Genomic DNA, 19,250 nt, shown 5'->3' with positions numbered 1-19,250 from the left:
TGTGGGCCGGCCATGACCGGGGGCACATCATCGACCGATCTTGTCCAGTTCGGCGAGGTCGTCGGCGGACAGTTCGAGGCCCGCCCCGGCGATGTTCTCCCGCAGGTGGGTGACCGATTTTGTACCCGGGATCAGCAGGATGTTCGGCGACCTCCGCAGCAGCCAGGCCAGCGCCACCGACATCGGCGATGATCCCAACCGGCCGGCGACGCCGGAGAGGGCCGCGGACTGGAGCGGGCTGAAGCCGCCGAGCGGGAAGAACGGCACGTAGGCGATGCCGTCGGCGGCCAGCTCGTCGATCAGGGCGTCGTCGTCGCGGTGCGCCAGGTTGTACATGTTCTGCACGCACACGATCGGTGCGATCGAGCGCGCCTCGGCGACCTGTTCGGCGGTCGCGTTGCTCACCCCGAGATGCCGGATCAGTCCCTGTTCCCGCAGCTCGGCCAGGGTGCCGTACGCCTCGGCAATCGGCTCTTGAACCTGTCCTTGACCGTCACCCAGGCGCAGGTTGACCAGGTCGAGCGTGTCCAGGCCGAGGCGGTCGAGGTTCTCCCGCACCTGGCGGCGCAGGCTCTCCGGATCCCGCGCCGTCGGCCAGCCGCCCTGATCGTCCCGGTTCGCGCCGACCTTGGTGACGATCTTCAGGCTTTGCGGGTACGGGTGGAGAGCCTCGCGGATCAGCCGGTTGGTGACGTGTGGCCCGTACGCGTCGGAGGTGTCGATGTGGTCGATGCCCAGCTCGACGGCCTCGCGGAGGACGGCGAGCGCCCCGGCGTGGTCGGCGGGCGGTCCCATCACCCAGGGCCCGGCGAGTTGCATCGCCCCGTAACCGAAGCGCGAGACGTCGAGGTCACCCATGGTCCAGATGCCACCGGGCAGTGCAGTGGAAGTCATACTTCGTACTATCGGGAAGTAACTCTCCGAGGGGAAGTAGGCACCTCGGAGTGCGTAACCCACCCGCAGGAAGGTTCCCCCGAAATGGCGACGACGTCAGCGGCCCAGAAGAAGGCACAGGCCAAGGCGGAGTACGACGCATTCCTGGCCGTCTGCCCCAGCCGCAAACTGCTCGAACGCCTCTCCGACAAGTGGGTGACGCTGATCCTGGCGGCGCTGGGCAGCGGCCCGGACTGCACCGGTTCACCCCGCCCGATGCGCTACTCCGAACTGTCCCGACTGCTGGCCGGGGTGAGCCAGAAGATGCTGACGCAGACGTTGCGGGCGCTGGAACGCGACGGCCTGATCACCCGCACCGTGACACCGACGGTCCCGTCCACCGTCCACTACGAGCTGACCGACCTGGGCCTGTCCCTGCACCAGACGATGCGAACCCTGAAACAGTGGGCCGAGACCCACATGGACGAGGTCCTCACCCACCGGGCCGCCCACCCCTGACCACTTCCGGTACCGGGCGCTGAGGGTCAGGGGTGGCGGGTGCGGAAGGCGCGGCGGGCGGAGGTGGTCAGGAGCAGGGCCGTCGTCAACGCGGCCAGGATCGGGAGCAGGTAGTCGGTCGGGTCGGGGGCGGGCGCGTCGGCCTCCATGACCAGCATGTTCTCCGTGGTGGGCTCCGCGACGGTTCCGGTGTCGCCGATCACCGTGAGCAGCGTCAGGCCGATCAGCGGGATCCCCAGGCCGGTCAGGCTCAGCCAGTAGGCGACCGGACTGCCCCGGTGCAGGCCCACCGCGCAGACGGCCAGGAACACCGGGTAGACCAGCAGAAGGGTCGACGGCGGGTACGCGTACCGCACGGCCAGGATCGCCGCGACCGCGAGCTGGCATCCGACGGCGACCGGCACCGGACGGCGGAGGGCCGCGACGAACCGGCGGCGCCCGATCGTCAGCAGCACGACGACAACCGCCGCGAGCAGCAGCACGACGACGGCCGCCGGTGGAATCAGGGGATCCGTCACCTCCACGGCTGCACCCCACCGGACCGCACCTTGTCGGATATTCCCGATATCACCTAGGCACCGTACCCACAGGTGCGGTCACCAGCGGGACAGGACGTCCAGCAGCGCCTCGGAGGTGGGGCCGGGGGCGTCCAGGGTCACCAGGTGGCCGGCCGCGGGAATCACGTGCTCGTCGATCTTCTCGGCGGACGCCCAGCGGGGCATCGCCGTCGCGATGTTGCCGGTGCGGTCGCGGGCTCCGCGGATCAGGGCCACCGGCACCGGTGTGCGGTAGCCGGGTTCCGGCGCGACCAGGGACGCCGTGGCCCGCCACACGTCGCGGAAGGTCCGGGACGGCATGGCGGCGAAGGCCGTACGAGCGTGGTCGACCGCTTCGGGGGTGACCGCCGAGACCCGGGCCATCAGGTCGGGCAGGCGGGCCGGCGGGATCATCGCCAGACCGGGGGCGGCCAGGCGCAGACCGAGGCGTTCCAGGCCGTTGAGCGGGCCGGCGTTCCACGTCGCGTCCAGGACGATCAGGCCGCCGGCCCGGTCGGCGTCGGCGCGGACCAGGGCCTGGGACAGGTTGCCGCCGAGGGAGTGCCCGATCAGCACCGGGCGATCCAGGCGCAGCCAGTCGAGGAGGGCGGCGAGTTCGGTGAGGGCGCCGGTGGCGGTGAAGCGGGTGCCGGGGTCCAGCGGTGACGCGCCGTGCCCGGGCATGTCCCAGCGGATCACGCGGTATCCGGCTTTCTGCAGCTCAGCGGCCTGTGGGTCGAACATCGTGTGGTTCATGCCGGCGCCGTGGGTGAGCACCACGGCTCGGCCTTCTCCGCCCGTGTCGGTGTAAGCCGTCTTCAGCATTCTCCGAGGATAGCCAGGGCTTGACAGGCGCTGGCTAATGCCATTAGCTTCTAGCTAACGCAATTAGCCAAGGGAGCGGAAATGACCGAGTACGTGACAGTCACCGACGGCCGGATCGCCTACGACGTGACCGGCCAGGGCCCGCTGGTCGTGCTGGCACACGGCATGGGCGACAGCCGCGAGGCCTACCGGTTCGTCGCCCCGCGACTGGTCGAGGCCGGCTACCGGGTGGCCAACGTCGATCTGCGGGGCTGCGGCGAGTCGACCGCCACGTGGCCGTCGTATTCGCGTACCGACATCGCCGCCGACCTGGTCGCGGTCGTCGCCGAGCTGGGCGGGCCCGCGGTGCTGGTCGGGCACTCGATCGCCGGTGGCGCCGCCACGATCGCCGCCGCCACCGCGCCCGGGTCGATCACCGGCATCGTCGAGCTGGCGCCGTTCACCCGTGCCCAGGCCGTCAAGCTGGGCGATCTGCGGGTGGCCGCCTACCGCAAGGGCTTCTACCGGCTGGCCGGTGCCATGATGGGCGGTGTCGGACAGTGGATGGCCTATCTGGAGCACGCCTACCCGGGGCGCAAGCCGGCCGACTGGACCGAGCGTCAGTCGCGCGTCGAGGCCATGATGCGCGAGCCCGGACGGATGAAGGCACTGCAGACGATGATGAAGACCTCACCGGCTGACGCCGGAGCGAAACTCGGCGGCGTACGCTGCCCGGTTCTGATCGTGGAAGGGTCCGCCGACCCGGACTGGGCCGACCCGCGCGCCGAGGGCGAGGCCATCCTGGCCGAGCTGCCCGCCGGGATCGGCCGGCTGGAGGTCGTCGAGGGCGCCGGCCACTACCCGCACGTCCAGTTCCCGGCCGAGACCACCGCGCTGCTGCTCGACTTCCTGCGGGTGACCGCCCGTGCCTAGGGCGGGTCTCGCCCCGGCGACGGTGATCGCGGCCGGGGCCGACCTGGCCGACGAGGTGGGGTTCGCCGGGCTGACCATGGGCCTGCTGGCCGAGCGGGTCGGAGTCCGCACCCCGTCGCTGTACAAACACGTCGACTCCCTGGACGCGCTCCGCCGGGGCATCGCCATCCTGGCCAAACGCGAGTTCGCCGTCGAGATGGCCCGGGCGTCGGCCGGGAAGGCGGGGGTGAACGCCCTGCAAGCCTTCGCCGAGACGTACCGCCGGTGGGCCCTGACCCATCCGGGGCGGTACGCCGCGACCGTGCGCGCTCCGGCGCCCGGCGACGAGGAGGATCTTCTCGCGAGCAACGAGGCGCTGCGGGTCCTGTTCGACGTGCTGGCCGGTTTCGGGCTGCACGACGACGCCCGGATCGACGCCGCCCGGATGGTCCGCTCGGCGCTGCACGGATTCGCCAACCTGGAGAGCGGCGGCGGTTTCGGCTATCCACAGAACATCGACCGCAGTTATCAGGTCATGGTCGACACCCTGGTCGCGGCGGTGAAGGGTTAGTTCGTGCCGACGAAGGTGGGGTTGTCCATCAGGAACTGGGGCACCCGCTCCTCGGCGAGGGCGGTGAAGAAGTCGTCGACCGGGCCGGTGAACTGCTCGCCGACGTACCGCCCGTTGATGTCGAAGCGGCCACCCGGCAGGCTGATCGTGATCATGTTCTTCGGGTCCACGTTCCGCATCGCGACGGCCCAGTCCACGATGGTGTTGCCACCGCCGGAGAAGGTGAGCGACTCCCCCGCCGCGTCCAGCACCTTCAGCAGTTTCGCCGGATTGGTCACCACGTCCTTGCTCAGCGCCTGCTCGGCGATCGCCCGGACGAATCGCTGCTGATTCTTCTGCCTGTCGTAGTCGCCGTTCTTCAGGCTGTACCGCTGGCGCACCACGTCGAGGGCCTCGTACGCCTTCAGGTGATAGGTGCCCTTCTTGTAGACCTTCTGCTCCCCGATGTACGGGTGTTCACAACCGTGATCCGCGCATTCCGGCCGGCGGTCGCGGGGTTTCCCGTTCGGTTTCAGGTGCTCGGACCTGATCTCCTGATCGATCGTCATGGTGACCCCGCCCATCGCCTCGACGATGCTCTTGAAACCACCGAAGTTGACGATCGCGCCGGCGTCGAAGGTCTGCACCCCGGTGACCTGGGTGACCGTTTTCGCCAGGTGCTGGAAGCCCTGGGTGACGCTGGGTTTCCCGCCCGGCACCCGGCTGCCCAGGCTCATCGCGCCGTTGATCTTGCCTCTGCCGCCGGCGTACTGCGATTTCGCGTTCGCCGGGATGTCCACGTAGAGGTCGCGGGGCAGCGAGAAGATGTACGCCTGGTCCATGCTCGCCGGAATGTGCGCGACCAGGATCGAGTCGGCCAGCGGCGGGGTCACGTCGTCACGCGGGTCGATGCCGACGAGCAGGACGTTGACCGGCCCCTTGATCTCCGACTTCGCCTCGCCCGGCAGGTTGTCGCCGACGATCAGACCGGAGTCCTCGACCGCGCTGATCCGGGCGAACACCACCTCCTTGGTCACCAGCAGCCCACCGCTGGTGACCATCAGAAAGCCGCCGAGCGTGGCGGTGAGTTTCGCCCACAGCGGCGCACGGGTCTTCCTGGATCTCTGCACTGATCGTCCCCTCATCGAGGACGGAACTGTAGCCGACGTGAGCCGATTACCTATTCACGCTGAGAGATCGATCAGTGGAGAAATCGTAGTGAATGGTGTTCCCCTGTCCGCTTCCTGGGGGTCTCCTCGCCGGTTCCTCACCGGCATCGAAGGCGATTCACAGGGAATCAGTCCAGGTGCCACACCTCGGCGGCGTCCCGCCACGGGCCCTTGCCAGCCGGCGGTCCGGTGCCCCACGGCTCCTGACAGGGATCGGTGTGCGTCCACCACTCTTGCGTGACCGGGTCGGCGGCGATCCGCGCCATGTCGGCGTCGTGATCGTCCCCGACATACTCGTAATAGGCGAAAAGCGTGTCCTCGAGCAGGAAAATCGAATAGTTACGTACGTTGCACCGCGTCAACGTCTCCTCGACGGCAGGCCACACGGCGGCATGCAACCGCAGGTATTCCTCCCGTTTGCCCGCCCGGACGTTGACCACCTGACCGTGCCGTTGCATGCGTCACTCCCCTCGACACCCTGGGGAGATCAGATCACGTGCTCGTTCTTGACGACGAAGTAGGAGCCCCGGATGGTGCCGGCCAGCTTCGACTTCTGGCAGGCGAATTTGAAGGCGCCCAACTCCTCCGGCACGTCCATGCCATCGGAGAGTTTGAAGCCGACCGCGCGCTTTCCGCCGTCGTCGACCGTGTACATCACGTTGACGGACAGGCCGCTCTCGTAGAACACGTACGCCATTCTGATGTTCTCGACCTGGAAAGCGGTCGCTTCGAGAGGGCGGGACGCGATGACCAGGCCGCGCTCGCTCGCCAGGATGCCGTGCACCCGGTCGACCGTCTCGGCGGCGCCGGCGGCGGGCTCGGTGGTGAAGACGTGACCGTATTTGTTCTTGAAGTAGCGGGCCTCGTTCGCCCGCAGCCCGGCCAGCGCATCAGCCACCGGCGACGACTCCAGCCCGACCGTCGAAACCGTCTCAAAATCAACTACATAGGTCATAACGCGACGGTACGCTCCAGGTCGGCCGGCGTCAGCCACCACCGGGACCGCGCCTCGCATCCGGCCGGCTTTCGGAACCGGGCCTCTGCCGCAGTTGCGCCGGAGTCCGCCCGAACTCGCGCCGGAACGCCCGATGGAAAGCGGTCACGTCGGCGAATCCGGCATCCGCCGCGACGTCGGCCACCCGCAGGTGGGCGCGCGCCGGATCACGCAGGTCGCGGGCCGCCCGGTCCAGGCGCAGACGGCGCACCGTGGCGGTGTACGACAACTCGCGGCCGGCGAACAGGGCGTGCACCGACCGTACCGAAATCTCCAGTCGCCGGGCCGTCGCCGACGGTGAGAGATCGTCGTCGGTGAGATGTTCCTCGATGTCCGCGACCGCGCGGGCGTGGGTGTGCGGCACTCGCCGCGGCGGCGCGTCGCCCGGCCCGGTCAGGGCCTCGGCCAGCAGCGCGGCAGCGTGCGGGGCCAGCCGCGGCGAGCCACCCGGCAGCGCGGTCAGCAGGTGCCGCAGCGCCGCGCCGACTCCCACGGTGGTGGGGATCCGGGTGGCGGTCGGAATCCGGGAGGCGGCCGATGCCCGCGACGGCGGCCCGGGGACTCGTCCTCGTGCCGGCGCCCCGGGGATCTGCGCCCGCAGCAACTGACCGGGGACGAAGAACGACAACTGCCGGAAGTCGTCGCCGAACTCGAAGACGAACGGCTCGGTGGTGTCGACGACCGCGACGTCACCCGGCCGCAGCACGGTGAACCGCCCGCCCTGGCGCATCGTGCTCACCCCGGTGAGCTGCAGATTGGCGTAGAAACCGGGCGGCGATCCGGCGACCAGATCACGCTCGGTGCGTTCGACCCGTTGACGCTGCGAGACGATCCGGGCGATCGACAGCGCGCCCAGCGGCCACTGGGTGACGCTGCCGGCGAACGCGTCCCGCCGGTCCGACTCCGGGGTCAGCGCCAGGAACGCCTGGCAGATCATCTCGCGCCAGTACCCGAACCGCTGCTCGGCCGGGACGTCCCGGGTGGACCACGTCTGCGGCACGGCGAGCCCCCTGTCCGGTGCCGGACTTCCGCACGCCATGCAACTCCGCCCGCACGCGCGGCGACACCCCTGCGACCGGGATCCGACACAGTCGATTCATGCAGATCAAGACCAGATTCACCGACGAGTACGGCCTGCGTACGCCGATCGTGCAGGCAGGCATGGCATTCGTGGGCATGACACCGGAACTGGCCGTCGCGGTGGGTGAGGCCGGCGCGATGGGATCACTCGGTGTGGGGCTGATGCCACCACCGGCGGTGGCGGCCACGATCGCCGCGATCCGAGCGGGCACCACCGGCCCGTTCCACGTCAACATGATCACCCCGTTCACGACCGGCGAACTGATCGACGTGGTGTGCACGGCCGGTGTCCCGGCGGCGTCGTTCCACTGGGGGCACCCGTCGCGGGTGTGGATCGACCGGTTGCACGACGCCGGGGTGCGGGTGTTCGAGCAGGTCGGCTCGGTGGAGCACGCGCGCCGGGCAGCCGGTGACGGGGTCGACGTGATCGTGGCGCAGGGCATCGAGGCGGGCGGGCACAATTTCGCCACGCTGCCGACGTTCGCGCTGGTGCCGCTGGTGGTGGACGCGGTCGCCCCGGCCCTGGTGCTGGCGGCCGGCGGGATCGCCGACGGGCGTGGGCTGGCCGCCGCGCTGATGCTCGGCGCGGACGGCGCCTGGATCGGGACACGGCTGGTCGCCACCGACGAGTCGGCCGCCCACGACGGGTACAAGCAGCGTCTCGTCGCGGCCACCGGCACGGTCCTGACCTCGCTGTTCGGCCCGGAGACCCCGGAGTTCAACCCGATGCGGGTGCTGCGCAACCGGGTCCTCGACGAGCACCCGGACGGCGGCGGCGACCGCCCGGTGATCGGCCGGACCGTGCTGGGCGGCCAGGAGATCGAGCTGCTGCGCTACACGAACCTGGTCCCGATGCGCGGCGCGACCACCGGCGATCTGGAGGAGATGCCGCTGCTGTCCGGCCAGGGTGTGGGCCTGGTGGACGCGGTCAAGGCGGCCGGTTCGGTGATCGCCGACCTGACCGCCTCGGCGGTCACGATGCTGAACCGCTACGACCGCGGATGACCCGAACCGGTCAGCCGGCCGGGTTCCAGCCGTCGGTGCCGGCCAGGTACCTCTGCGGCGTGTAATCGGCCGCCTGCGCGTCCGTCAACTGTTTGCGGTTGCTGTTGACGGACGCGCCGGCGCCGGTGTTCTTGTACTCGTAGAAGCGGGCGTTCTGCCAGGCGTTCCCGGACATGTCGGTCCACGGCTGGGCGATCCGGATGGTCGCGCTCAGGTTCGACTCGCGGACGGTGACCTGCCCGGCGGCGCCCCACGGACGGCCGAGGTAGGTGACGTTGTTCGTCGCGCCGGTGATCGTGGACTTGTAGATCAGGAAGCCGTACGTCTGGCCGGCCGGCGTGTTGGCCGCGGTCAGATAACCGCCGGTGCTGCGCTTCTCGTAAATCTGGCAGGCGTAGAAGACCGCGCTGCCGTTGCCGTAGATGAAGTCCACGGTGCCCTCGATGTACGAGCTCCAGATGTACGCCCGGGCGCTGTTGTAGATCAGCAGGGTGTCCTGGTCGGCGATGACCCGCACGTTGCCCAGCCGGGCCCGGTCGCCGTAGAGCGCCAGCGCGAGAGCCTGCGACGACCCGTTGGCGGCCTCGTCGTAGTCGTTGCTGAACGTCAGGTTCTTGCCGTAGAACTCCTTGGCCTGCACGTAGACCGTGGCCGACCCGGTGGTGCCGGCGGTCGAGGCGGGTTTGTTGTTGACGATCACCGTGGCGGCGGCGCTCGATCCGAGGCCTTCCAGGGTGATCCACGGCTTGTTGGCGGGGATGACGACACTTTCGCGGTACGTGCCGGCCTTGATAGTGATGGTGACGCGGCTGGTGTTGTTGACCGGAACCGCGTTCACCGCGGCCTGCACGGTCCGGTAGGTGGCGGTTCCGTCGGCGGCGACGGTGAGCGTGGTCGCTGCCTGCGAGGCGCCCGGGGAGACGCCGATCAGAACGGCCGGCACCATGATCAGGGTGGCCAGCCCGGGGATGATTCTTCGCAAAGTCGACTCCTTGGCGAGGACGGGCATCCCAATTTAATCGTCATACTTCGATCGAATAGCCGTTTTCGCCCTGCGGCAATTTCCCGAAAAATCGGTAATGCAGCGGCGGTACGCGTATCGCACCGGAGTGTCCGGCCAGGGTGGACAGACCCTGCGGTATCGATGATCATGTGCCGATGACCGAGCGCCGGGAACCGTCAACCCTCGAGTCGGCCGGCGTGATGTTCGGCCTCGCCCTGGTCTCCGCCGGCCTGGTCGCTCTCTCGCTGTGGACCGCGAGCGGTGTCAAACAGATCGGCCCGACCTCGTTCGAGACGGAATTCGCGCAGCCGGGCTGGGGCTGCAGCGCGCTCCTGCTGGTCATCCCGATCTTCCTGGCCGCGTGGCGGCACACCCGGTTCATGGCCCTGATGGCGGCCGCCGCCCTGATCCCGCAGTTCATCGGGGCCGGGCTGGTGATCGACCGGACCGTGGCGGCCGGCTGGGGCGACGGCATGACCGGATTCGCCTGGATCCTGCCTCTCGGTTTCACGCCGTTCTTCTTCGGCGCCGCGTTGATCGGCGCCGAAGTCGGAAAGGCCTACCGCCGCCCGGCCGTCACCCGTTTCCCGCCACCTCCGGCCTAGCTCTTCGTCTCTATCTCGGCCCGCATGTCCGGGAAGTCGCCTTTGACGTCGACCGCGGTCTGGTAGAAGAACAGGAACATGCCGACGCTGCCCTCGTCGGCCCAGCCGCAGATCGCCACGTCCGATTCGCCGACCTTCGCGTTGCCGCACTGGGCGACACCGCCGAGCGAACCGACACTGGCCGAGGTGACACCGGTCAGCTGGTTGCTGCCGCTGAACGACTGGAACACCGTGTCCAGCATCCGCTGCGGGTCGTCGATGTCGACCTCGGCGGCGAGCGCGGCGATCATCTTCTTCTGGGCCAGGTTGCCGTAGACGGCGCCGAACGCGTTCGCCGCGCCCGGATACCCCTCCAGCTCCTTCTCCATGTCGGTGGTGAGCGAGTCCAGCTCGTCCGCCTCGATCTTGGCGTGGCCGTTCAGGGTGTCCGGCTCGCTGATGCTGATCTCGGCCGCCGGCACCGCGCTCGGGCCGGGGCTCGCGCTGGGGCTGGGACTCGGGCTCGGGCCGGGACTCGCCGTACCGCCGAACCTCGCCCCCGCCAGGTAGAACGCCGTCCCGCCGCCGACCAGCAGGGTCGCCGCGATCGCCGCCACGATCAGGGTGATCGCCACGGTCCGGGAGTCGGTGCGCGGCCGCGGCGGCGTGGGCGGCGGGTAGTGCTGCTGCGGGTAGACCTGATGCGGCACGGTCGGCTGCGCCAGCGTCGGCGCAGGCGGCGGGGGCGGCGGCGGGTAGGACGGCGCCGGCTGGCCGTAGTGCGGCTGCGCGTCCGGCGGCGTGTCGAAGGGGTCGACCGGCGGCGGGTAGGACGGTGGCGGGTAACTCATCGACGCTCCCATGATCGAGCTGTCGGTGAATCCTACCGGGGCCCGAAAGTGTTTCCCCTTGTCAGGTGCTCGACCCGGCGGCCGGTGGGGTTCTCCGGGTAGTAGACGGCGAAGACCTTGCCGAGCCAGCCGTCCTCGAGGATCTTCTCGATCGCCGGGATCCCGGCGCGGTCCGGGACCGTCGCCACCAACTCGGTGAACACCTCGCGGTAGACGAAGACCGCCCGCGCCCGCACCGGCCGGCCAGGGTAGACGACACCCGCGTTGGTGGTGAGGTCGGTCGCGGGCAGCTTCAGGGCGGTGAACGACGGGCAGGCCATCCCCTTGATCAGCGCGCCGGCCCGCTCCGCCGTCCCGGCCGCAACCCGGACGGTGACGTCGCCCTGCACGAAGGTCCGGTGCACGAAGGTCGCCGGGGTGCCGTGGTCGACCGGTTTCCCGGCGCAGTCGTCGGCGGTGAAGAACTCCCGGGTGTCGGCGGCGCTCGTCTGCCGGAAGCCGGCCGGCAGGTCCGCGGTGGTCAGCAGGGCCCGCTCCAGCTCGGCCGTGGTCGGCGCGGCGCTGATCCGGCGTGCCGCCGACGTCCCGGCCGTCACGATCGGAGCGAAACCGGCCTGCTCGCCGCCGGTCTGCAGGAAGCCCGCCCAGACCTGGCCGAGGGCGACCACGGCCGAGTAGACCCGCGGTTCGGACTGCTGCGCGGACACCGGCACCGAGATCACCCCGGCCGAGGCGTCACCGGTGGCGGGCAGCGGCAGGGCGGTGTTACGCCTGGTCAGGCCGTCGCCGTTGGTCGCGGTCGGGCAGGTCCGCGGCACCGCGGCGGTCTCCGTCACGGTGCGCCGGGCCGACTCCGCGCCCGATGCCACGATGTCGACGGTCAGACGAGCCCCACCCCGGTGGACGTACGTCCGGGTGACGATCGTGGTGTTGAACGGCGGTCCGCCCGCCATGAACGTGCACAGGTCCAGGGTGGACAGCCCCACACCCGGGCCGCTGGTGGCGACGGTCCAGCCGGCGGGCAGGTCGGCCACCCCCGGCAGCCCCCGCTCCATCTGCCGGCTGGTGTAGTAGTCGTCCCCGAGCGGCGGCGACGCGACCGGCGCCGGCACACCCGCGGCGCCGCCCCCACCGAGCACCACGGATCCCGCCAGGGCCACGGCCGCGCAGGTCAGCGCCAAGATTCGTCTCATCGCCCCAAGGTAGGCACCCGCACCGCGCCCCACCCGCCGATCTCCCGGAAAGACCCCCGTCGGATCAGGCGGTCAACCCGGGCACGCCGTAGCGGCCGTCCAGGATCTGCATGGCCGCGCCGGCGGCGATCGCGTCGTCGCCGAGGGCGGACAGGGAGACGTCCACGGTCAGCCAGTCGGCGCGGGGCACCTGGGTTCGCACCGCCCGGGTGACCGCGCCGGCGTACGTCGCGCCGTGGCGCAGCAGGTCGGTGCCGGCCAGGACCACGTGGCCCAGGTCCAGGGTCTGCAACAGGTTCACCACGCCGGCGCCGAGGATCCGGGCCGCCAGGTCCACGTCGCCCGCCCGGATCGCCTGGTCGTGCATGGCCTCCAGGCAGCCGTGCCGCCCGCACGCGCACGGCGGGCCGTCGAGCTGGATCACCGTGTGGCCGAACTCGCCGGCGTTGGTGTGCGCGCCCCGGTGGGCGGAACCGCCCAGCCACAGGCCGGCGCCGACGCCGGACTCGACCATGATCAGGGCGGCGTCGCGGAAGCCCGGGCCGCGCCGCCACGCCTCGGCGGTGACCCCGGCGGTGACGTCCTTGTCCAGGTGGACCGGCAGGTTGAGGGCCCGGTGCGCGAGGTCGGCGAGCGGCACGTCGTGCCAGTGCCGCAGCCCGTGCGCGTCGCGGACGGTGCCTGCTGCCTGGTCGAGCGGGCCGATCATGCCGATGCCGACACCGGTCAACCTGTCGTACCCGCCGCGCAGGAGTTTGACCTGCTCGGTCAGGGCGTCGATCAGCTGGCCGGGAGTGAAGTCGCCGGGCAGCGGGGTGACCGACGAGTCGAGCACCGTTCCGGCCAGGTCGGTCAGGGCCAGGCGCAGGCTGCGGCGGGAGACGTGCGCGCCGATCGCGTGCCGGCTGTCCGGGACCAGCTCGTAGACGGCGGCGGCACGGCCGGTGACCGGGCGGCGCTCACCGGCGGTGACGATCACGCCGTCGTCGAGGAGGCGGGCGAGGACCTTGGAGACGGCCTGCGGGGTGAGGCCGGTGGCCTTGGCGACATGGCCGCGTTCGAAGGTAGGGGCAGCTCGGGCCACGGCCAGGACCAGAGCTTCGTTGTATCCGCGGAGGAAGTTCTGGTGCACGCCGTCACTCTAGCTTCCGCGTTGCGCAACGGCGTTGCTAAAGTCCCGCGCCATGGAACACCTCACGCCCCGTCACCGCTGGACCGCTCTGATAGCCCTGGCTCTGGGTGGCGTCGCCATCGGTCTCACCGAGTTCGTCGCCATGGGACTGCTGCCCGACATCGCGCGGGACCTGCTCGGCGGCACCTCCCCGGACGAGGTCGCGGACGCGGGCTGGACCATCACCGCGTACGCGCTGGGTGTCGTCGCCGGTGCCCCGCTGATCGCCGCGCTGACCGCCCGCTGGCGCCGCAAGCGCCTGGTCCTGATCCTTCTCGTGCTGTTCGCGGCCGGGACCGTCGCCTCCGCCGTCGCCCCCACGTTCAGCCTGGTGCTCGTCGCGCGGTTCGTCGCCGCACTGCCGCACGGGGCCTACTTCGGCGCCGCCGGCCTGCTGGCCGCGTCATTGATGGGCAAGGGCAAGGAAGCGCGTGGGTACGCGGTGGTGCTCGGCGGTCTGACCCTGGCCAACCTGGTCGGGGTGCCGGCGATGACGAGTCTCGGACAGAACGCCGGCTGGCGGGTGTCGTACGCGGTGATCGCCGTGGTCTTCGTCCTGACCCTGATCGCCGTGGCGGCGGTCGTCCCGGAGGCGCCCGCCGTGGAATCCGGGTCGGCCCGCGCCGAGCTGCGGATCCTGGCCCGCCCGCAGGTGTGGCTGGTGGCGGCCACCGCGTCGATCGGGTTCGCCGGGTTCTTCGCGGTCAACAGCTACATCGCGCCGGTCACCACCGAGGTCGCCGGGTTCGCCGCGGGCACCGTGCCGTGGGTGCTCGTCGCTTTCGGTCTGGGCATGACCGTCGGCAACGCGCTCGGCGGCTGGTTCGCCGACCGGGACCTGCGGCGGGCACTGCTGCTCGGGTTCTCCTCGGTGATCGTGGCGATCCTGTTCTTCGCCCTGTTCGCGCACACCCCGGCCGGCCTGTTCGTGGGCGCGTTCCTGGTCGGCGGCACCAGCCTGTTCCTCGGCCCGGCGCTGCAGGCCCGGCTGATCACGGTGGCGCCCGGCGCACAGCTGATGGGCGCGGCGGTCAACCAGTCCGCGATGAACGTCGCCAACAGCATCGGCGCGGCCCTCGGCGGCCTGGTCATCGCCCGCGGGTTCGGTTACCTCTCCCCCGCCTGGGCCGGACTGGCCCTGAGCATCCTGGGCCTGGGCCTGGCAGCGACGAGTTTCGCCCTGGACCGTCAGGGCAGGTCGGTCATCCCGGCACGCCGGTAGGACTCCGGCGCGGCCTGCTGCTGCTGCCTGTCGTACTGCAGGTTGTCACGCACGTTCTTCTGCACGGCGACCGACGCGAACAGGGTCATCGCGAACGCCAGCCCGTAGAAGCCCTTCTCGCTCAGGGTCAGGCCGCTGTTCCACAGGCCCACCACCAGCATGATCACCGAGATGCCGACGACCGACCAGGACAGGCCGAGGTACAGCGCCGACACCGGCAGCCCCTCGGTCCGGTCCCGCACCGACTTCTGCAACGAGACCGCGGCGAACAGGCCGAGCACCAGGACCGCCCCGTAGAAGCCCTTCTCGGAGCGGTCCATGCCGGCGTTCCACAGCCCCACCACGAACGACAGGACTCCCAGACCCAGCGCCGCCCAGGAGGCGCCGACAAAGGCAACGGTCGGCTTCTGCACCACTAAGAACTCCCGGCGGTCGTACGACGGCAATCGACGCGAGCATCATCGGCTACCGACGAGCACTGTTTACCGTTCCTCGGCAGGGGTCGAATTCGTCTTGGTTATCCTTCCGGGCATGCCGTTGAGCCCCGAGCAGTTCCACGCCCACGCCGTCGCGGCGGCGGACACCGAAGGGCGGCTGCCGCTGTCCCGGATGACCGGGTGGGAGATCAGTCCGTTCGAACAGGACGGGCTCCGGGTCGCGCCGCTGCGGCCGCCGGTGCTGCCCGAACCCGACCGGCACGGCGAGGATCCGGCCGAGTGCGGTGGCTGCAAACGCCGCGACGAGGGCATCTGGCTCAACGAGCGGTGGCGGCTCACCCAGATCGACGGGGTCGGCGTGCCGCTGGCGCTGATGCTGCACCCGCGCGACCACCACGACCTGGCCGACCTGCCCGACGAGATGGCCGCCGAGTTGGGGCTGCTCACCACCCGGATCGTGCGGCACGTGCAGGCACTGCCGCACATCTCCCGGGCACACGTCTACCGTCTCGGCGACGGGGCGGCACACCTGCACGTCTGGTTCTTCGCCCGGCCGGAAGGGCAGTCGCAGCTGTACGGCTCGTGGCTGGTGGTCTGGGACGATCTGCTCCCGGAGTACCCGGCCCACATCGCCGCCGCCGACGCCATGACCGTCGCCGCCGCCCTCGCCGAGTCACACGGCGGCTGGCGGCCCGGCTTCTAGGGTTTTTTGTTCGGCCTCGGGCCGGATAACAGAACCCCCTAGCCGATCAGGGGCAGGGTGATCGCCAAGGGCCAGGTCAGGACGATCGAGCCGGTCAGGGCGGTCACCCAGGTCGCCGCGCCGTGGCGGTGCAGGATCGCGCTCCACACCGCCTGCCACAGGAACAGGCCGATCAGCGGGAACAGGGCCAGCACCACAAAACTGTGGGTCAGCCCGGCCACCGCGGCGGCGGCCAGCACGATCACGAAGACCGCGGAGATCGCCAGCAGGAGCACCGGGGAGCCGCCGGACACCAGCTCGGCCGCCCAGGCGAACAGGAAGAACGCGGCCCACATGATCAGAAGCAGCCACCAGCGGTCGCCGACGGGGATGGCATGGGTCAACCCCAGATGCACCGGTACGGCGATGGCGACGATCGCGTAGGGCACGGTCAGGAGCAGCCGGCCGGACTTCCCCGGTTTCTCCGGCTTCCCTGGCTGTCCCGGATTCCCCGGCTCTCCCGGCTGTCCCGGATTCCTCGGCTTTCCCGGAGGCGCGATGCGGTAGGCGTACCCCAGCAATAAGGCTCCGGTGACCGTCGCATATCCGGTGACGTAGCCGGCGATCGCGATGGGCATCTGGGTCGTCGGGAGGAACCGGGCGGCAACCGCGCCGACCGCCGCGGCCCCCGCGGTGACCAGCACCGTCAGGCCCAGACGAGGCAGGCCCGGCCACAGCTTCGGCTTCCCGGTGGTGCGCGGGCCACCGGCCAGCAGCGTCACCAGTGGATGGAGTCCGATCAGGAACGCCAGCACCAGCAGGCCCGCACCGAGCAGCCGCCGGGCCGGGAACGGGACGTCGGCGTAGGTCAGTGGCCCGCCGAACGTGGAGTCCAGCCAGGCCAGCATCGCGCGATGGGTCTCCGGCGCGTACAGGACGGTGATGTGCTCGACACCGGTGATCGTGCGGACCATACGGTCGGGACGCTGCGCCGCCACGGTCTCGGCGGAGTAGTGGAAACCGGGGAACTCCAGGCCGCCGACCAGGGTCAACAGGTTGGCCGGGCCCTGCGGGGAGGCCGCCTCCACGCCGGGCAGGGAGATCGCCACGGTCGCCGCGACGTCCGGGTGGGCGGCGGCGTACCGGGTCACCGCGCCCGCGCCCATCGAATGGCCGACCAGCGCGATCCGGGCCGGATCCACATCGGTCAGCGACCGCAGGTGGGCGACTGCCGCGTCCAGATTCGCCTGCAGGACCCGGGTGGACTTGTCGGTGCCGGCAGCCTGATCCGGCAGCCCGCCGGTGTTGGCGCCGTGCCCGGCGAAGTCGAGCAGCACCACCACGTACCCGCGGGCGGCGAGGGTGTCCCCGAACGGCTCCATCAGCCTCGCCGACCCGGAGAACCCGTGCGCGACCACCACACCGGGCCGTTTCCCGTCCCCGGCCGGATGCACCTCCTCCAACGGCACCCCGGCGGCCACCACGTGCTCCCGGCGCAGCCCGTCCCCGGCCCCGGCGATCAGCCAGCCGCCCCCGAGCAGGAGAACGAGCAGAAGCAGCAGCGTACGTTTCAAGAAGGGCCCCCGAGACACATCGACAGAGAGCCGGATCCTATCGGCGACGGTCGACGGTGGCCGGTTCCTTCACGGGGCCGTCACAGAATCTCCCGGAACCCACGGGCCGGCCTCCGCCACCACGCCGGTGTCCCGGACCGGGTCGGCGACCGCGCACGGGCCGGGACACACCGGACCTACGACACCGGGGCCACCGGTTCCTGACCGGGGCTAGGCTCGCCGGAGTCGATCAAGGGGGCGGCATGCGGTGTCTCGGGATTCTCAGCGCCGGTGAGACTGCCGTCGTGGACCGGATCCTCCGGGTGAACGGGACTCTGCAGCCGGTGCGGGAGTGTTCCGGGGAGCCCTTTCCGGGTGAGCCGGCCGACGAGGATCCGGGCATCACCCACTTCGGCGCGGCCGTCAGTTTCGAACATGCCGGGGAACGGATCGATCTTGTGCGCGTCGATGTCGATCTGCGGTCACCCGGGGGCACCGAACGCGCTCTGCGGGTCGTCGACGGGGCTGTTCTCGTGCTCGGGCGGGAGTCGGTGACGTGTCACGAGGAGTTGCTCTGGCGTACCGCGGCAATGCCTTGCCTGGTCTTCGTCGACGGGATCGGGCGGGGCGGGACGGACCTCGGCGCGGTCACCGACGGTATCCGGGAACGGCTCGGGGTGGCACCTCTCGTCGTGCAACGGCCGGTCCTGCGGGACGGGCATCTGGTGGGGCTCGTCGATCTGGTCACCATGCGGCGGCACAGCTGGGACGGCGGGGTGGTGCGGGACGACACCGCCGACGACCCCGAGTCGCTGGCCGCGCGACGGCTGCTGGAGGAGCAGGTCGCCGAGATCCACCTCGGGGCGCTGGAGGAGTTCGGCGACGTCACCGAGAAGACGCTACGGGCGGCGTTGCGCGAGGTCACGCTTACCTGCGCGGGAGTTGTGGTGCTCGGTGGCTCGACCTGGCCCGGACAGGGGGTCGGTGGCTCGCCCCGGCCCGGGCGGAGGGTCGGTGGCTCGCCCCGGCCCGGACAGGGGGTCGGTGGCTCGGCCTGGCCCGGACAGGGGGTCGGTGGCTCGACCTGGCCCGGACAGGGCGTCGGCGCGCTGCTGGACGCCGTGGTCGAGTTCCTGCCGCCGCCGGCCGGCGATCCGGAGGCGGCTCTCGCGACGACGGTTTTCAAGGTCAAGGACGATGTCACTTGGGTACGTGTGGAGCAGGGCACCCTGGCCGGGCCGGTCCTGCGGTTGGGGCCGCGCGGATACGCCGAGCTGAACCGGGCGGAGGCGGGTGACGTCGTCGGCCTGGCCGGGGTGCGGGAGACGCCTCGATCCGGACGGCCGGTGACTGTGCGTATCCCGTTCGAGGCCCGTGACGACGCCGACGAGGCTCGGCTCGCAGCGGCACTCGCCACGCTGCTGGCCGACGATCCGGACCTGACCGGCGGTGTCGACCCGGCAACCGGCTGGTCGGTACTGTCCGGAATCGATCCGTGGCAGGTCCGCGCAGCCGTCGGCGGACTGCGCGCGTGGACAGGCCGGCTCCGGGTGATACCCCCAGCTCCGTCAGCTCCCCCGACTCCCCCGAATCCGCCGGCTCCCCCAACTCCTTCCACTGCCTCGACCCCCTCGGCTCGCCTCGGTGAACAGGGCCGCGATCACCACCACCGGGGGGCTTCCACTGCCTCGACCGCTTTCACTGCCTCGACTGCCCTGGCTGCCTCGACTCCTTCGGCTCCCTCGACTGCGTCGACTGCCACAACTCCCTCGGCTGCTTCGGTTGCTTCAGCTGTCACGACTCCCTCGGCTGCTTCGGCTGCTTCGGCTGCTTCAGCTGTCACGACTCCCTCGGCTGCTTCGGCTGCTTCGGCTGCTTCGGCTGTCACGACCCCTTCGGCTGCTTCGGCTCTGGAGATCACCGTGATCGCGCCAGCCGAAGAAATCGGCGGGATCGTCGTCGACCTGGCCGAACGCGGCGGCGAGGTGACCGCCCTGTCCGAACGGCAGGTCACCGCAGTTGTCCCGATGGCCGCCCTGCTCGACTTCGACAACGTCCTGCGCAGCCGGACCAGCGGGCGGGCCGCCTTCACCAGCCACCCAGCGACCTGAC

Annotated in this window: 21 protein-coding genes; 8 read left to right on the top strand and 13 right to left on the bottom strand. The window is 70.6% G+C overall.

Features of this window, described 5'->3' with window-relative positions:
- Positions 1-27 precede the first annotated feature (27 nt).
- Positions 28-894 (bottom strand): aldo/keto reductase family oxidoreductase, encoded by an 867-nt coding sequence (locus tag Aco03nite_RS24990; protein WP_203798439.1) that lies wholly within the window; start codon positions 892-894, stop codon positions 28-30.
- Positions 895-978: 84 nt separating this feature from the next.
- On the opposite strand from Aco03nite_RS24990, the gene Aco03nite_RS24985 reads away from it, so the two are divergent.
- Entirely contained in the window at positions 979-1,392 is a 414-nt protein-coding gene (locus Aco03nite_RS24985; RefSeq protein WP_203798437.1) for a winged helix-turn-helix transcriptional regulator, read from the top strand.
- A 26-nt stretch (positions 1,393-1,418) separates the two neighbouring features.
- Here Aco03nite_RS24985 and Aco03nite_RS24980 read toward each other — a convergent pair whose 3' ends face one another.
- Together Aco03nite_RS24980 and Aco03nite_RS24975 are read right to left on the bottom strand one after the other, a co-directional pair.
- Positions 1,419-1,910 carry a hypothetical protein gene (locus Aco03nite_RS24980; RefSeq protein WP_203798435.1) on the bottom strand — a complete coding sequence of 164 codons (492 nt, stop codon included), beginning with the start codon at positions 1,908-1,910 and terminating at the stop codon, positions 1,419-1,421.
- A 78-nt stretch (positions 1,911-1,988) separates the two neighbouring features.
- Positions 1,989-2,753, bottom strand: a complete 765-nt coding sequence (locus Aco03nite_RS24975; protein WP_203798433.1) for an alpha/beta fold hydrolase — start codon at positions 2,751-2,753, stop codon at positions 1,989-1,991.
- Positions 2,754-2,834: 81 nt separating this feature from the next.
- Here Aco03nite_RS24975 and Aco03nite_RS24970 point away from each other — a divergent pair, with 81 nt between their 5' ends.
- Both Aco03nite_RS24970 and Aco03nite_RS24965 read left to right on the top strand, forming a co-directional pair.
- Positions 2,835-3,665: an alpha/beta fold hydrolase gene (locus Aco03nite_RS24970; protein WP_203798431.1), complete on the top strand. Its 831-nt coding sequence runs from the start codon at positions 2,835-2,837 to the stop codon at positions 3,663-3,665.
- On the top strand, positions 3,658-4,215 hold the full coding sequence (locus tag Aco03nite_RS24965) for a TetR/AcrR family transcriptional regulator (protein WP_203798429.1): 558 nt from the start codon (positions 3,658-3,660) through the stop codon (positions 4,213-4,215). Before Aco03nite_RS24970 ends, Aco03nite_RS24965 begins: the two co-directional genes overlap by 8 nt.
- On the opposite strand, the gene Aco03nite_RS24960 is transcribed toward Aco03nite_RS24965, so the two are convergent.
- The 4 genes from Aco03nite_RS24960 to Aco03nite_RS24945 form a co-directional block, all read right to left on the bottom strand.
- Positions 4,212-5,339, bottom strand: coding sequence for an LCP family protein (locus tag Aco03nite_RS24960; RefSeq protein WP_373872636.1), 1,128 nt, complete (start codon positions 5,337-5,339; stop codon positions 4,212-4,214). The genes Aco03nite_RS24965 and Aco03nite_RS24960 overlap by 4 nt on opposite strands.
- A gap of 152 nt (positions 5,340-5,491) precedes the next feature.
- On the bottom strand, positions 5,492-5,821 hold the full coding sequence (locus Aco03nite_RS24955) for an L-rhamnose mutarotase (protein ID WP_203798427.1): 330 nt from the start codon (positions 5,819-5,821) through the stop codon (positions 5,492-5,494).
- A 29-nt stretch (positions 5,822-5,850) separates the two neighbouring features.
- Complete coding sequence (locus Aco03nite_RS24950; RefSeq protein ID WP_203798426.1) at positions 5,851-6,318, bottom strand: DUF8821 family protein; 468 nt, start codon at positions 6,316-6,318, stop codon at positions 5,851-5,853.
- Positions 6,319-6,349: 31 nt separating this feature from the next.
- Positions 6,350-7,357, bottom strand: a complete 1,008-nt coding sequence (locus tag Aco03nite_RS24945; RefSeq protein WP_203798424.1) for an AraC-like ligand-binding domain-containing protein — start codon at positions 7,355-7,357, stop codon at positions 6,350-6,352.
- Between the two features lie 98 nt (positions 7,358-7,455).
- On the opposite strand from Aco03nite_RS24945, the gene Aco03nite_RS24940 reads away from it, so the two are divergent.
- The gene (locus Aco03nite_RS24940) at positions 7,456-8,442 is read left to right on the top strand and encodes an NAD(P)H-dependent flavin oxidoreductase (RefSeq protein WP_203798422.1); all 987 of its coding nucleotides are present in this window, start codon (positions 7,456-7,458) and stop codon (positions 8,440-8,442) included.
- A gap of 10 nt (positions 8,443-8,452) precedes the next feature.
- On the opposite strand, the gene Aco03nite_RS24935 is transcribed toward Aco03nite_RS24940, so the two are convergent.
- The gene (locus Aco03nite_RS24935) at positions 8,453-9,424 is read right to left on the bottom strand and encodes a pectinesterase family protein (protein WP_239145407.1); all 972 of its coding nucleotides are present in this window, start codon (positions 9,422-9,424) and stop codon (positions 8,453-8,455) included.
- Positions 9,425-9,600: 176 nt separating this feature from the next.
- On the opposite strand from Aco03nite_RS24935, the gene Aco03nite_RS24930 reads away from it, so the two are divergent.
- A complete protein-coding gene (locus Aco03nite_RS24930; protein ID WP_203798418.1) occupies positions 9,601-10,050 on the top strand; it encodes a hypothetical protein in 450 nt (149 codons plus the stop codon).
- On the opposite strand, the gene Aco03nite_RS24925 is transcribed toward Aco03nite_RS24930, so the two are convergent.
- From Aco03nite_RS24925 to Aco03nite_RS24915, 3 genes are all read right to left on the bottom strand, one after another.
- Entirely contained in the window at positions 10,047-10,880 is an 834-nt protein-coding gene (locus Aco03nite_RS24925) for a hypothetical protein (protein ID WP_203798416.1), read from the bottom strand. The genes Aco03nite_RS24930 and Aco03nite_RS24925 overlap by 4 nt on opposite strands.
- A 32-nt stretch (positions 10,881-10,912) precedes the next feature.
- Positions 10,913-12,073: a hypothetical protein gene (locus tag Aco03nite_RS24920; protein ID WP_203798414.1), complete on the bottom strand. Its 1,161-nt coding sequence runs from the start codon at positions 12,071-12,073 to the stop codon at positions 10,913-10,915.
- A 64-nt stretch (positions 12,074-12,137) separates the two neighbouring features.
- Positions 12,138-13,205, bottom strand: a complete 1,068-nt coding sequence (locus Aco03nite_RS24915; protein ID WP_203798412.1) for an ROK family transcriptional regulator — start codon at positions 13,203-13,205, stop codon at positions 12,138-12,140.
- 52 nt (positions 13,206-13,257) lie between these two features.
- On the opposite strand from Aco03nite_RS24915, the gene Aco03nite_RS24910 reads away from it, so the two are divergent.
- Complete coding sequence (locus Aco03nite_RS24910; protein ID WP_203798410.1) at positions 13,258-14,466, top strand: MFS transporter; 1,209 nt, start codon at positions 13,258-13,260, stop codon at positions 14,464-14,466.
- On the opposite strand, the gene yiaA is transcribed toward Aco03nite_RS24910, so the two are convergent.
- Complete coding sequence (yiaA, locus tag Aco03nite_RS24905) at positions 14,433-14,912, bottom strand: inner membrane protein YiaA (protein ID WP_203798408.1); 480 nt, start codon at positions 14,910-14,912, stop codon at positions 14,433-14,435. The genes Aco03nite_RS24910 and yiaA overlap by 34 nt on opposite strands.
- Positions 14,913-14,997: 85 nt before the next feature.
- Between yiaA and Aco03nite_RS24900 the strand changes: the two genes are divergently transcribed.
- The gene (locus tag Aco03nite_RS24900) at positions 14,998-15,606 is read left to right on the top strand and encodes an HIT family protein (protein ID WP_203798406.1); all 609 of its coding nucleotides are present in this window, start codon (positions 14,998-15,000) and stop codon (positions 15,604-15,606) included.
- A gap of 38 nt (positions 15,607-15,644) precedes the next feature.
- Here Aco03nite_RS24900 and Aco03nite_RS24895 read toward each other — a convergent pair whose 3' ends face one another.
- Positions 15,645-17,159 (bottom strand): alpha/beta fold hydrolase, encoded by a 1,515-nt coding sequence (locus tag Aco03nite_RS24895; RefSeq protein WP_203798404.1) that lies wholly within the window; start codon positions 17,157-17,159, stop codon positions 15,645-15,647.
- A gap of 284 nt (positions 17,160-17,443) precedes the next feature.
- On the opposite strand from Aco03nite_RS24895, the gene Aco03nite_RS24890 reads away from it, so the two are divergent.
- Entirely contained in the window at positions 17,444-19,249 is a 1,806-nt protein-coding gene (locus tag Aco03nite_RS24890) for a hypothetical protein (RefSeq protein ID WP_203798402.1), read from the top strand.
- Position 19,250: the final 1 nt, after the last annotated feature.

The organism is Actinoplanes couchii (assembly GCF_016862075.1).
In the GTDB taxonomy this organism is placed as follows: domain Bacteria; phylum Actinomycetota; class Actinomycetes; order Mycobacteriales; family Micromonosporaceae; genus Actinoplanes; species Actinoplanes couchii.
The sequence above is the reverse complement of the archived record's forward strand: the minus strand, read 5'-3'. Positions and strand labels throughout refer to the sequence as shown.